Origin of the sequence: Streptomyces pathocidini (assembly GCF_001418495.1) — a bacterium.
Lineage (GTDB): Bacteria > Actinomycetota > Actinomycetes > Streptomycetales > Streptomycetaceae > Streptomyces > Streptomyces pathocidini.
On sequence record NZ_LIQY01000027.1, the window covers coordinates 1 to 12,148 of the forward strand.

Sequence of the window (12,148 nt, forward strand, 5' to 3'; positions counted from 1 at the left end):
CCTCCCGACGTCGCTGCGGGAGATGGTGAAGGTCCAGCTCACCGAGGAGGACGGCCGCGACAGCGTGCTCCTCGGCGTACGAGAGACCGCCTCCGCCGCCGAGCGGTAACGCCCGTGTGGGCCGGCCCGGAACCCGGGACGGCGCCACGACCGCGCCCGTACGCCCGCCCCTCACTCCCACCCACGGAGCCCCAAGGATGAAGCGCCACCTCATCTCGGCCGCCGACCTCTCCCGCGACGACGCCGTCCTGATCCTGGACACCGCGGAGGAGATGGCCCGGGTCGCCGACCGGCCCATCAAGAAGCTGCCGACCCTGCGCGGCCGCACCGTCGTCAACCTCTTCTTCGAGGACTCGACCCGCACCCGCATCTCGTTCGAGGCCGCCGCCAAGCGGCTCTCCGCCGACGTCATCAACTTCTCGGCCAAGGGCTCCTCGGTCTCCAAGGGCGAGTCCCTGAAGGACACCGCTCTGACCCTGGAGGCGATGGGCGCCGACGCGGTCGTCATCCGCCACCACGCCTCCGGCGCCCCCCACCGGCTCGCCACCTCCGGCTGGATCAACGGCTCGGTCGTCAACGCCGGCGACGGCACCCACGAGCACCCCACCCAGGCGCTGCTCGACGCCTTCACCATGCGCCGCCACCTCGCGGGCGCCCCCGACGGCGGCCCCACCCACCACCAGGGCGGCGGAGACGGCACAGGGCGCGACCTGACCGGCCGCCGCATCACGATCGTCGGCGACGTCCTGCACAGCCGCGTCGCCCGCTCCAACGTGCACCTGCTGCACACCCTGGGCGCCGAGGTCACCCTCGTCGCGCCGCCCACCCTCGTACCGATCGGCGTCGAGAGGTGGCCCTGCGAGGTCAGTTACGACCTGGACTCCGTGGTGCCCAAGTCCGACGCCGTGATGATGCTCCGCGTCCAGCGCGAGCGGATGAACGCCGCGTTCTTCCCGACCGAGCGCGAGTACGCCCGCCGCTACGGGCTCGACGGCGACCGGATGGCCCGCATGCCCGAGCACGCGATCGTCATGCACCCTGGCCCGATGAACCGCGGCATGGAGATCACCGCCGAGGTCGCCGACTCGCGGCGCTGCACCGCCGTCGAGCAGGTCGCCAACGGCGTCAGCATCCGGATGGCCGTCCTGTACCTGCTGCTGGGCGGAGCCGTGCTCGAGCCCGCGGCCGAGAGCGCTGAAACCAAGGCCGAGAACCCCAACTCCCGCACCGAAGAGAGCAAGTGATGACTTCCACGATCCTGATCCGCGGGGCGAAGGTGCTCGGCGGCGAGCCGCAGGACGTCCTCATCGAGGGCGAGACCATCGCCCGCGTCGGCACCGGCATCGAGGCCGAGGGCGCCACCGTGGTCGATGCCCGGGGCGCGATCCTGCTGCCCGGCCTGGTCGACCTCCACACCCACCTGCGCGAGCCCGGCCGCGAGGACTCCGAGACGGTCCTCACCGGCACCAAGGCCGCGGCCGTCGGCGGCTTCACCGCCGTCCACGCGATGGCCAACACCTTTCCGGTCGCCGACACCGCGGGCGTCGTCGAGCAGGTCTGGCGCCTCGGCCGCGAGTCCGGCTACTGCGATGTGCAGCCCGTCGGCGCCGTCACCGTCGGTCTGGAGGGCAAGCAGCTCGCCGAACTCGGCGCCATGCACGAGTCCGCCGCCGGCGTCCGGGTCTTCTCCGACGACGGCAAGTGCGTGGACGACGCCGTGATCATGCGCCGCGCGCTGGAGTACGTGAAGGCCTTCGACGGTGTCGTCGCCCAGCATGCCCAGGAGCCCCGGCTCACCGAGGGCGCCCAGATGAACGAGGGCGTCGTCTCCGCCGAACTCGGCCTCGGCGGCTGGCCCGCCGTCGCCGAGGAGTCGATCATCGCCCGCGACGTGCTCCTCGCCGCCCACGTCGGCTCGCGCGTGCACATCTGCCACCTCTCCACGGCCGGGTCCGTCGAGATCGTCCGCTGGGCCAAGTCCAAGGGCTGGGACGTCACCGCCGAGGTCACCCCGCACCATCTGCTCCTCACCGACGAGCTGGTGCGCTCGTACAACCCCGTCTACAAGGTGAACCCGCCGCTGCGCACCGAGGCCGACGTCCTGGCCCTGCGGGAGGCGCTCGCCGACGGCACCATCGACTGCGTCGCCACCGACCACGCCCCGCACCCGCACGAGGACAAGGACTGCGAGTGGTCCGCCGCGGCCATGGGCATGGTCGGTCTCGAGACCGCGCTGTCCGTGGTCCAGCACACGATGGTCGACACCGGCCTCCTCGACTGGGCGCAGGTCGCCGACCGGATGTCCTTCCGCCCGGCCGCCATCGGCCGCCTGGAGGGCCACGGACGGCCCGTCGCGGCCGGCGAGCCCGCCAACCTGGTGCTCGTCGATCCGGCTTACCGTGGTGTGGTGGACCCCGCGGGCTTCGCCTCCCGCAGCCGCAACACCCCGTACGAGGGCCGCGAGCTGCCGGGGCGTGTCACCCACACCTTCCTGCGGGGCCGGGCGACGGTCGTGGACGGGAAGCTGGCGTGACACCTACGGCAATCCTGGCCGCCGGACTGGCGGCCGAGCGGAAGTCCCAGGAGGTCACCGACTGGGCCGCGCGCATCGGCTGGGTCGTCGGCCTGCTGCTGTTCGTCGCGCTGCTCTACTGGCTGATGCGGGAGGGCTGGAAGTGGCGTGCCGTCCTCCAGTCCGACCTGCCCGAGCCGCACCCCGTGCCCGAGGTGCTGCCCGAGCCGCGGCTTTCGCTGTCCGGCCGCTACCACGGCTCCACCACCGCCGGCCAGTGGCTCGACCGGATCGTCGCCCACGGCCTGGGCACCCGCAGCCGCGCCGAACTGACCCTCACCGACGAGGGCCTGGCGGTCGTACGGCCCGGGGCGCGGGACTTCTTCGTGCCCGCGGCCGACCTGCGCGGCGCCCGGCTCGACAAGGGCATCGCCGGCAAGGTCCTTACCGAGGGCGGCCTGCTGGTGATCACCTGGAGCTGCGGCGAGAAGTCGATCGACTCCGGCTTCCGCGCCGACCACGCCGCCGAACACCCCGCCTGGGTCGAGGCCATCGACCACATGAACCAAACCAACACGACGGAAGGCGCCGACAGATGACGACCTCCACCCGCGGAGCCGCCAAGGCCCCCGCCATCCTCGTCCTGGAGGACGGCCGCATCTTCCGCGGCCGCGCCTACGGGGCCGTGGGGGAGACGTTCGGCGAGGCCGTCTTCTCCACCGGCATGACCGGCTACCAGGAGACCCTGACCGACCCCTCGTACCACCGCCAGGTCGTCGTCATGACCGCCCCGCACATCGGCAACACGGGCGTCAACGACGAGGACCCCGAATCCCGGCGGATCTGGGTCTCCGGCTACGTGGTCCGGGACCCCGCGCGCACGCCCTCCAACTGGCGCTCGGTGCGCACCCTCGACGAGGAGTTGACCGCCCAGGGCGTCGTCGGCATCAGCGGCATCGACACCCGGGCGCTCACCCGCCATCTGCGCGAGCGCGGCGCCATGCGCGTCGGCATCTTCTCGGGCCGGGCCATCGCCGACGAGGCCGAACTGCTCGCCAAGGTGCAGGCCCAGCCGCAGATGAAGGGCGCGAACCTGAGCGACGAGGTCGCCACCCAGGAGACCTACGTCGTCCCGGCGATCGGTACCAAGCGCTTCACCGTCGCCGCGGTCGACCTCGGCATCAAGGGCATGACCCCGCACCGGATGGCCGAGCGCGGCATCGAGGTGCACGTCCTGCCGGCCTCGGCCACGCTCGAGGACGTGTACGCGGTGAACCCCGACGGCGTGTTCTTCTCCAACGGCCCGGGCGACCCGGCCACCGCCGACCACCCGGTGTCGGTCATGCGGGGCGTCCTGGAGCGGAAGACCCCGCTGTTCGGCATCTGCTTCGGCAACCAGATCCTCGGCCGCGCGCTGGGCTTCGGCACGTACAAGCTCAAGTACGGCCACCGCGGCATCAACCAGCCCGTGCAGGACCGCACGACCGGCAAGGTCGAGGTCACCGCGCACAACCACGGCTTCGCCGTCGACGCCCCGCTCGACGCCCCGTCCGACACCCCGTACGGCCGCGCCGAGGTCTCCCACGTCTGCCTCAACGACGGCGTGGTGGAAGGCCTCCAACTGCTCGACCGGCCCGCGTTCAGCGTCCAGTACCACCCCGAAGCCGCCGCGGGCCCGCACGACGCCGCCTACCTCTTCGACCGGTTTGTTGAGCTCATGCGAGACAACAATCAACTCAGCGCCACCCTGATGGAGGGCCAGCGTGCCTAAGCGCACCGACATCCAGTCCGTCCTGGTCATCGGCTCCGGCCCGATCGTCATCGGCCAGGCCGCCGAGTTCGACTACTCCGGCACCCAGGCCTGCCGCGTCCTCAAGTCCGAGGGCCTGCGGGTGGTCCTGGTCAACTCCAACCCGGCCACGATCATGACCGACCCGGAGATCGCCGACGCCACGTACGTCGAGCCGATCACCCCGGACATCGTCGAGAAGATCATCGCGAAGGAGCGCCCCGACGCGCTCCTGCCCACCCTGGGCGGTCAGACCGCGCTCAACACCGCCATCTCGCTCCACGAGTCGGGCGTCCTGGACACCTACGGCGTCGAGCTGATCGGCGCCAACGTCGAGGCCATCCACAAGGGCGAGGACCGCGACCTGTTCAAGGCGGTCGTGGCGGCCGTCAACGCCCGCATCGGGCACGGCGAATCGGCCCGCTCGGTCATCTGCCACACCATGGACGAGGTCCTCGCGGGCGTCGACACCCTCGGCGGCTACCCCGTGGTCGTACGGCCGTCCTTCACCATGGGCGGCGCCGGCTCCGGCTTTGCGCACGACGAGCAGGAGCTGCGCCGCATCGCCGGCCAGGGCCTGGCCCTCTCACCGACCACCGAGGTGCTCCTGGAGGAGTCCATCCTCGGCTGGAAGGAGTACGAGCTGGAGCTGATGCGCGACAAGCACGACAACGTCGTGGTCGTCTGCTCCATCGAGAACTTCGACCCGATGGGCGTGCACACCGGTGACTCGATCACCGTCGCCCCGGCGATGACGCTGACCGACCGCGAGTACCAGATCCTGCGGGACATCGGCATCGCCGTGATCCGCGAGGTCGGCGTCGACACCGGCGGCTGCAACATCCAGTTCGCGGTCAACCCCGAGGACGGCCGGGTCATCGTCATCGAGATGAACCCGCGTGTCTCCCGCTCCTCCGCGCTCGCCTCCAAGGCCACCGGCTTCCCGATCGCCAAGATCGCGGCCCGTCTCGCCATCGGCTACACGCTGGACGAGATCCCCAACGACATCACCGAGAAGACCCCGGCCTCCTTCGAGCCGACCCTTGACTACGTAGTGGTCAAGGTGCCGCGGTTCGCCTTCGAGAAGTTCCCGGCCGCCGACGCCACCCTCACCACCACCATGAAGTCGGTGGGCGAGGCCATGGCCATCGGCCGCAACTTCCCCGAAGCGCTCAACAAGGCGCTGCGCTCGCTGGAGAAGAAGGGCGGCCCGTTCTCCTTCACCGGCCCGCTGGGCGACAAGGACGAGCTGCTCAACTCCGCCCGGATCCCCACCGACGGCCGGATCAACACCGTCATGGAGGCCGTCCGCGCCGGTGCGAGCCCGCGGGAGGTCTTCGAGGCGACGAAGATCGACCCGTGGTTCGTCGACCAGCTCTTCCTGATCAAGGAGATCGCCGACGAGCTCGCGGCCGCCGACGAGCTCGGCCCCGAACTCCTCGCCGAGGCCAAGCGGTACGGCTTCTCCGACGCCCAGATCGCCGCGATCCGCGACCTGCGCGAGGACGTCGTCCGCGAGGTCCGCCACGCGCTCGGCGTACGGCCGGTCTACAAGACGGTCGACACCTGCGCCGCCGAATTCGCCGCCCGCACCCCGTACTTCTACTCCTCCTACGACGAGGAGTCCGAGGTCGCGCCGCGCGAGAAGCCCGCCGTGATCATCCTCGGCTCCGGCCCCAACCGCATCGGCCAGGGCATCGAGTTCGACTACTCCTGCGTCCACGCATCCTTTGCGCTCAGCGAGGCCGGCTACGAGACCGTGATGGTCAACTGCAACCCGGAGACCGTCTCCACCGACTACGACACCTCCGACCGGCTCTACTTCGAGCCGCTCACCCTGGAGGACGTACTGGAGATCGTCCACGCCGAGTCGGAGGCGGGCCCGGTCGCGGGCGTCATCGTCCAGCTCGGCGGCCAGACCCCGCTGGGCCTGGCCCAGGCGCTCAAGGACAACGGCGTGCCGATCGTCGGCACCTCACCCGAGGCGATCAACCTCGCCGAGGAGCGCGGCGCCTTCGGCCGGGTGCTGACCGAGGCCGGGCTGCCCGCGCCGAAGTACGGCACCGCCTTCTCCTTCGACGAGGCCAAGGAGATCGCCGCCGAGATCGGCTACCCGGTCATGGTCCGCCCCTCCTACGTGCTGGGCGGCCGCGGCATGGAGATCGTCTACGACGAGCCCTCGCTCGCCGAGTACCTGACCCGCCACGCCGGCCTGATCTCCGAACACCCGGTCCTGGTCGACCGGTTCCTCGACGACGCCATCGAGATCGACGTTGACGCGCTCTACGACGGCACCGAGCTCTACCTCGGCGGCGTCATGGAGCACATCGAGGAGGCCGGCATCCACTCCGGCGACTCCGCCTGCGCGCTGCCCCCGATCACCCTCGGCGGCTTCGACATCAAGCGGCTGCGCGCCTCGACGGAGGCCATTGCCAAGGGCGTCGGCGTACGCGGCCTGATCAACATCCAGTTCGCGATGGCCGGGGACATCCTCTACGTGCTGGAGGCCAACCCGCGCGCCTCCCGCACCGTCCCCTTCACCTCCAAAGCCACCGCCGTACCGCTGGCCAAGGCCGCCGCCCGCATCTCGCTGGGCGCGAGCATCGCCGAACTCCGCGAGGAGGGCCTGCTGCCGAAGACCGGCGACGGCGGGACACTCCCGCTCGACGCGCCGATCTCCGTCAAGGAGGCCGTGATGCCCTGGACCCGCTTCCGGGACACCTCCGGACGCGGCGTGGACACCATCCTCGGGCCCGAGATGCGCTCCACCGGCGAGGTCATGGGCATCGACTCCGTCTTCGGCACCGCGTACGCCAAGTCGCAGGCCGGGGCCTACGGGGCGCTGCCGACCAAGGGGCGCGCCTTCGTCTCGGTCGCCAACCGCGACAAGCGCTCGATGATCTTCCCGGCGCGCGAACTGGTCGCCCACGGCTTCGAGTTGCTCGCCACCTCCGGCACCGCCGAGGTCCTCAAGCGCAACGGCATCAACGCCACGGTCGTGCGCAAGCAGAGCGAGGGCGAGGGGCCGCACGGCGAGAAGACCATCGTCCAGCTGATCCACGACGGCCAGGTCGACCTGATCGTCAACACCCCGTACGGCACCGGCGGCCGTCTCGACGGCTACGACATCCGTACGGCCGCGGTCTCCCGCGGGGTGCCCTGCCTGACCACGGTCCAGGCGCTGGCCGCCGCGGTCCAGGGCATCGAGGCGCTCAGCCGCGGCGACATCGGCGTCCGCTCCCTCCAGGAGCACGCCGAGCACCTGGTCGCCGCCCGCGAGGCCTGACCCCCTCCGCCGGCCCGCCCCTCCTCTATAGGGCGGGCCGGCGAAAAGGCCCCCCTTTAGGACCCCTCTCGCCCGTGGAAGGCCCCGGCTCCTTATGTACCCCCTCTTCTTCCAGCTGATCTTCCGGCGGATGGACCCCGAGCAGGCGCACCACCTGGCCTTCGCCTGGATCCACCGCCTCGCGCGCGTACCCCTGCTGCGCGGTCTCGTACGGGCCGTACTGGCGCCCCGCCACCCGGAGTTGAAGACCACGGCCCTCGGCCTGGAACACGCCGGACCCTTCGGTCTGGCCGCCGGCTTCGACAAGAACGCGGCCGCCGTCGACGGACTGGCCATGCTCGGCTTCGACCACGTCGAGATCGGCACGGTCACCGCGCAGCCGCAGTCCGGCAACCCCCGCAAGCGGCTCTTCCGGCTCGTCCCGGACCGTGCGCTGATCAACCGGATGGGGTTCAACAATGACGGCTCGGCCGCGGTCGCCGACCGGCTGGCGCGCCGCGAGCCGGTCTTCCGGCCCGTCCTCGGCGTCAACATCGGCAAGACCAAGGTCGTCCCGGAGGAGGAGGCCGTCGCCGACTACGTGACCTCGACCGAGCGCCTCGCCGCCCACGCCGACTACCTGGTCGTGAACGTGTCCTCCCCGAACACCCCGGGCCTACGCAACCTCCAGGCCGTCGACCACCTCCGCCCGCTGCTGACGGCCGTACGCGAGGCCGCCGACCGCACGGTCACCGGCCGCCGCGTCCCCCTGCTCGTCAAGATCGCGCCGGACCTGGCGGACGAGGACGTCGACGCCGTCGCGGACCTCGCCGTCGAGCTTGACCTGGACGGCATCATCGCCACCAACACCACCATCGCCCGCGACGGCCTCGGCCTCACCGCCGACCCGGACCTGACCGCCGAGACCGGCGGTCTCTCCGGAGCGCCCCTGAAGACCCGCTCCCTGGAGGTGCTGCGCCGCCTCTACGCGCGCGTGGGCGACCGGATCACCCTCGTCGGGGTCGGCGGCATCGAGACCGCCGACGATGTCTGGCAGCGCATCCTCGTCGGCGCCGGCCTCGTCCAGGGCTACAGCGCCTTCATCTACGAGGGCCCCTTCTGGTGCCGGCGGATCAACCGCGGGCTCGCCGCCCGCCTCGCCGCCAGTCCGTACGCCACCCTCGCCGACGCCGTGGGCGCCGAGACCCGAAAGGCCACCGTCCGATGACCGAACCCGAACCGTTCGGCGCCCGGCTGCGCCGCGCCATGGACACCCGCGGTCCGCTGTGCGTGGGCATCGACCCGCACGCCTCGCTGCTCACCGACTGGGGCCTGAACGACGACGTCGCGGGCCTGGAGCGATTCACCCGCACCGTCGTCGACGCGCTCGCCGACCGGGTCGCGGTCCTCAAGCCGCAGTCCGCCTTCTTCGAGCGCTTCGGCTCCCGCGGCATCGCCGTCCTGGAGCGGGCCGTCGCCGACGCCCGCGAGGCCGGTGCCCTGGTCCTCATGGACGCCAAGCGCGGCGACATCGGCTCCACCATGGGCGCGTACGCCGCCACCTACCTCCACCGGGACAGCCCGCTGTTCTCCGACGCCGTGACCGTCAGCCCGTACCTGGGCTTCGGATCGCTTCGCCCGGCGCTGGACGCGGCCGTGCTGGGCGGCTGCGGGGTCTTCGTCCTCGCGCTCACCTCCAACCCGGAGGGGGCCGAGGTGCAGCGGGCGACCGCGGCCGGGGGCCGGTCCCTGGCGCAGGTCATGCTCGACCACATGGCGGCCGAGAACGAGGGCGCCGAGCCGCTGGGCTCGGTCGGCGCCGTGGTCGGCGCGACCCTCGGCGACGCGGGGGCCGACCTCGCCATCAACGGCCCGCTGCTGGCCCCCGGCATCGGCGCCCAGGGGGCGACCCCGGCGGACCTGCCCGGCGTCTTCGGTGCGGCGGTCTCCAACGTCGTCCCCAGCGTCAGCCGCGGCGTGCTCCGGCACGGCCCGGACGCGGCGGGTCTGCGGGAGGCCGCGGCGCGCTTCGCGGACGAGGTACGGGCGGCGGTGGGCGCCGCATAGGACGGGCCGGGCGGTCGGGAGTCCGCCCCGTTGAACAATTTCGGCGAAATCAGAGGCTGATTTGACCGAATTGTCGGAGTCAACTGAGTCTGACCAGGACTTTTCGTCCGTTCTCGCTGACTCCGGCGGCCTTGGCCGCTAGTCTCCGACAAGTGGGGCGCCTCCCACGCCCCTTCAGGCAGTGGGGGAGAACGTGCAAGCGCGTTGCTCGTTGCTCCGCAGGTGTGGGGCGACTAGGTTCCTCACCGGTCCGTATCCGACAGTTCGACATCCGAGGTGACGTAGGCGTGGCTCTTCCGCCCCTTACCCCTGAACAGCGCGCAGCCGCGCTCGAAAAGGCCGCCGCGGCTCGCCGGGAGCGGGCCGAGGTCAAGAATCGACTCAAGCACTCCGGCGCATCGCTGCACGAGGTCATCAAGCAGGGCCAGGAGAACGACGTCATCGGCAAGATGAAGGTCTCCGCGCTCCTGGAGTCCCTGCCCGGCGTCGGCAAGGTGCGTGCCAAGCAGATCATGGAGCGGCTCGGCATCTCCGAGAGCCGCCGCGTGCGCGGTCTCGGCTCCAACCAGATCGCCTCCCTGGAGCGCGAGTTCGGCGGCACCGCCGCCTGACGTTCTCAGGCACTCCTGAGAACCTGGATAATCGCTGCATGGCTGCAACATCCCGGGGGGCGACCCCCGTACCCCCGGAAGTACGTCCGCGGCTGACCGTGCTCTCCGGCCCCTCAGGGGTCGGCAAGAGCACGGTCGTCGCACATCTGCGCAAGGAATATCCCGAGGTCTGGCTCTCGGTCTCGGCCACCACCCGTAGGCCGCGGCCCGGCGAGCGCCACGGCGTCCAGTACTTCTTCGTCGACGACGAGGAGTTCGACAAGCTCATCGCCAACGGCGAGCTGCTGGAATGGGCCGAGTTCGCGGGCAACCGCTACGGCACCCCGCGCCGGGCCGTGCTGGACCACCTGGAGGCGGGTGAGCCCGTGCTGCTGGAGATCGACCTCCAGGGCGCCCGGCTGGTCCGCAAGTCCATGCCGGAGGCGCAGCTGGTCTTCCTCGCCCCGCCGAGCTGGGACGAGCTGGTCCGCCGCCTCACCGGCCGCGGCACCGAGCCGCCGGAGGTCATCCGGCGCCGGCTGGAGGTCGCGAAGACCGAGCTGGCGGCGGAGTCCGAGTTCGACGGGACGCTGGTCAACACCTCGGTCGAGGATGTGGCCCGCGAACTGCTAGCCTTGCTGTGATATTCGGGACCCGGACATAAGCGGCCTGGGCCGCGAGTCCCCGAAACCCCCGAATTCGTGACGATCTTCATCCCCCTTTCGGAAGGTAGAGCGTGTCCTCTTCCATCACCGCGCCCGAGGGCATCATCAACCCGCCGATCGACGAGCTGCTCGAGGCCACCGACTCGAAGTACAGCCTCGTGATCTACGCGGCCAAGCGCGCGCGTCAGATCAACGCGTACTACTCCCAGCTCGGCGAGGGCCTGCTGGAGTACGTCGGCCCGCTCGTGGACACCCACGTGCACGAGAAGCCGCTGTCGATCGCCCTGCGCGAGATCAACGCCGGTCTGCTGACCTCCGAGGCCGTCGAGGGCCCGGCTCAGTAACGCCACCGCGTTTTCGCGATTAATAGCACTAACCTCGGTTTTTCCACAGGCCCGGCGGCACGTCCGCCGGGCCGTGGTGTGTCATAGACCCATGAGCGAGCGACGGGTGAACGAGACGGCCCCCGACCAGCCGAAGGTCGTCCTGGGGGTGGGTGGCGGAATCGCCGCGTACAAGGCGTGCGAGCTGCTGCGCCGACTGTCCGAGTCGGGACATGACGTGCGGGTCGTGCCGACGGCCTCGGCGCTGCACTTCGTCGGCGAGGCGACCTGGTCGGCGCTCTCCGGCCATCCCGCCTCCCACGAGGTCTGGGAGACCGTCCATGAAGTGCCGCACGTCCGGATCGGCCAGGCCGCCGACCTCGTCGTGGTCGCCCCCGCCACCGCCGACCTGCTCGCCAAGGCCGCCCACGGACTGGCCGACGACCTCCTCACCAACACCCTCCTCACCGCCCGCTGCCCGGTGGTCTTCGCGCCCGCCATGCACACCGAGATGTGGGAGCACCCGGCCACCCAGGAGAACGTCGCCACGCTGCGCCGCCGCGGCGCCGTCGTCATCGAGCCGGCCGTCGGCCGGCTGACCGGGGTGGACACCGGCAAGGGGCGGCTGCCGGAGCCCGGCGAGATCTTCGACGTCTGCCACCGGGTGCTGGCCCGCGCGGCGGCGGCCGGCAGACGGGACGACCTGTCGGGCCTGCACGTGGTCGTCAGCGCGGGCGGCACCCGCGAGCCGCTCGACCCCGTGCGCTTCCTCGGCAACCGCTCCTCCGGCAAGCAGGGCTACGCCCTTGCCCGTACGGCCGTGGCGCGCGGCGCCCGTGTGACGCTGGTCGCCGCCAACACGGCCGTACGGGCAAGGGCGTAGCCCTGCTTGCCGGAGGAGCGGTTGCCGAGGAAGCGCACGGGGTCGAGCGGCTCG

10 protein-coding genes and 2 pseudogenes are annotated in these 12,148 nt (G+C 71.2%); all 12 read left to right on the forward strand.

The genetic code is table 11. From position 1 onward, the window contains the following. Positions 1-109: pseudogene (locus AOK16_RS27870) on the forward strand (bifunctional pyr operon transcriptional regulator/uracil phosphoribosyltransferase PyrR); the annotation flags it as partial. 88 nt (positions 110-197) lie between these two features. Continuing rightward, entirely contained in the window at positions 198-1,244 is a 1,047-nt protein-coding gene (locus AOK16_RS01840) for an aspartate carbamoyltransferase catalytic subunit (RefSeq protein WP_055470433.1), read from the forward strand. After that, the gene (locus AOK16_RS01845) at positions 1,244-2,533 is read left to right on the forward strand and encodes a dihydroorotase (protein ID WP_055470434.1); all 1,290 of its coding nucleotides are present in this window, start codon (positions 1,244-1,246) and stop codon (positions 2,531-2,533) included. Before AOK16_RS01840 ends, AOK16_RS01845 begins: the two co-directional genes overlap by 1 nt. After that, the gene (locus AOK16_RS01850) at positions 2,530-3,111 is read left to right on the forward strand and encodes a PH-like domain-containing protein (protein WP_055470435.1); all 582 of its coding nucleotides are present in this window, start codon (positions 2,530-2,532) and stop codon (positions 3,109-3,111) included. The genes AOK16_RS01845 and AOK16_RS01850 overlap by 4 nt, the downstream gene beginning before the upstream one ends. After that, positions 3,108-4,283 carry a glutamine-hydrolyzing carbamoyl-phosphate synthase small subunit gene (gene carA / locus AOK16_RS01855; RefSeq protein WP_055470436.1) on the forward strand — a complete coding sequence of 392 codons (1,176 nt, stop codon included), beginning with the start codon at positions 3,108-3,110 and terminating at the stop codon, positions 4,281-4,283. Before AOK16_RS01850 ends, carA begins: the two co-directional genes overlap by 4 nt. After that, positions 4,276-7,587: a carbamoyl-phosphate synthase large subunit gene (carB, locus tag AOK16_RS01860; protein ID WP_055470437.1), complete on the forward strand. Its 3,312-nt coding sequence runs from the start codon at positions 4,276-4,278 to the stop codon at positions 7,585-7,587. The genes carA and carB overlap by 8 nt, the downstream gene beginning before the upstream one ends. 94 nt (positions 7,588-7,681) lie before the next feature. Next, entirely contained in the window at positions 7,682-8,794 is a 1,113-nt protein-coding gene (locus AOK16_RS01865; RefSeq protein WP_055470438.1) for a quinone-dependent dihydroorotate dehydrogenase, read from the forward strand. Further along, positions 8,791-9,633, forward strand: a complete 843-nt coding sequence (gene pyrF / locus AOK16_RS01870; protein WP_055470439.1) for an orotidine-5'-phosphate decarboxylase — start codon at positions 8,791-8,793, stop codon at positions 9,631-9,633. The genes AOK16_RS01865 and pyrF overlap by 4 nt, the downstream gene beginning before the upstream one ends. A 287-nt stretch (positions 9,634-9,920) precedes the next feature. Beyond that, entirely contained in the window at positions 9,921-10,244 is a 324-nt protein-coding gene (locus AOK16_RS01875) for an integration host factor (RefSeq protein ID WP_031515413.1), read from the forward strand. 38 nt (positions 10,245-10,282) lie between these two features. Continuing rightward, entirely contained in the window at positions 10,283-10,867 is a 585-nt protein-coding gene (gene gmk / locus AOK16_RS01880) for a guanylate kinase (RefSeq protein WP_055470440.1), read from the forward strand. Positions 10,868-10,959: 92 nt separating this feature from the next. After that, positions 10,960-11,232, forward strand: a complete 273-nt coding sequence (rpoZ, locus tag AOK16_RS01885; RefSeq protein WP_003982715.1) for a DNA-directed RNA polymerase subunit omega — start codon at positions 10,960-10,962, stop codon at positions 11,230-11,232. A 91-nt stretch (positions 11,233-11,323) separates the two neighbouring features. Next, a pseudogene (gene coaBC, locus AOK16_RS01890) lies at positions 11,324-12,079 on the forward strand (bifunctional phosphopantothenoylcysteine decarboxylase/phosphopantothenate--cysteine ligase CoaBC); the annotation flags it as partial. Between the last annotated feature and the right edge of the window lie 69 nt (positions 12,080-12,148).

Coding starts and splice junctions, on each gene's coding strand:
- AOK16_RS01840 (WP_055470433.1), top strand. CDS start 198: ATGAAGCGCCACCTCATCTCGGCCGCCGACCTCTCCCGCGACGACGCC.
- AOK16_RS01845 (WP_055470434.1), top strand. CDS start 1,244: ATGACTTCCACGATCCTGATCCGCGGGGCGAAGGTGCTCGGCGGCGAG.
- carA (WP_055470436.1), top strand. CDS start 3,108: ATGACGACCTCCACCCGCGGAGCCGCCAAGGCCCCCGCCATCCTCGTC.
- AOK16_RS01865 (WP_055470438.1), top strand. CDS start 7,682: ATGTACCCCCTCTTCTTCCAGCTGATCTTCCGGCGGATGGACCCCGAG.
- pyrF (WP_055470439.1), top strand. CDS start 8,791: ATGACCGAACCCGAACCGTTCGGCGCCCGGCTGCGCCGCGCCATGGAC.
- gmk (WP_055470440.1), top strand. CDS start 10,283: ATGGCTGCAACATCCCGGGGGGCGACCCCCGTACCCCCGGAAGTACGT.